The organism is Mesorhizobium sp. M2A.F.Ca.ET.039.01.1.1 (assembly GCF_003998035.1).
Lineage (GTDB): Bacteria > Pseudomonadota > Alphaproteobacteria > Rhizobiales > Rhizobiaceae > Mesorhizobium.
In genome coordinates this window covers 1-819 of record NZ_RZRY01001353.1, presented here as the reverse complement: position 1 = coordinate 819, position 819 = coordinate 1, and the positions used below count along the sequence as shown (strand labels likewise).

Genomic DNA, 819 nt, shown 5'->3' with positions numbered 1-819 from the left:
GCGGTGGATCGAGATCCCGGCCTCCGGCGGCTCGGCGGACGACCTCAGGTTTCCGGCGCCCTCGGTAAAAGTAGTGCGCTGACCTCCCGAATGCCGGCTGGAGCGCTGAAGAAAGCGGCGGCGGCATTCATCGTCGCCGCCATTCTCTTTACCGGCGGCGCGCCGGCCTTCGCCCATGCGCAGCTCATAGCCTCCGATCCGCCGGACGGTGCGGTGCTCCCGCAGCCACCCGAAACGCTGACGCTAAAATTCTCCGAACCTGTCAGTCCGCTTGTCGCCTGGCTCAGTAATTCGCGGGGACGCACACAAGCGCTTTCCGACATCGGCGTGAAGGACAAGACCATCGTCCTCAGGCTCCCGGCAGGGCTGGAGCAAGGTACGCATCTCCTGTCATGGCGGGTCACGTCCTCCGATGGACATCCAATCGGCGGCGGTCTGCTGTTCTCGATCGGCGCGCCGAACGCGAGCGCGCCAGCGGCGGCCGGACAGACCGAGCCTGCGATCCGGACCGGCATCTGGATCGCACGCTTCCTCATCATCTGCGGGCTGGTGTTCGGGATCGGCGGCGCCGTGTTCCGGTCGCTGGTAGCCGGTACTGCCACGCCGGCCGCGATGTGTTTCGTCTCGACCGCGCTAGTTGCCGGCCTCGCCGGCGCGACTGCACTCATACCGTTTCAGGGCCTCGACGCCCTGGGTGCCCCGCTCAACTCTGCTTTCAGCTTCGATGTCTGGAACGCCGGCCTGTGGGCAACGAGTTATGGCCACGCTACCCTCGCCGCCGCTATAGCCCTGCTGCTCGGCTTGGCATCGTTCCAACAG

1 protein-coding gene is annotated in these 819 nt (G+C 66.3%); it reads left to right on the top strand.

All coding sequences use genetic code 11. The features are described from left to right. On the top strand, window positions 1–819 hold an 819-nt coding region (locus tag EOA24_RS39820), incomplete at both ends, for a copper resistance protein CopC (protein WP_189354681.1).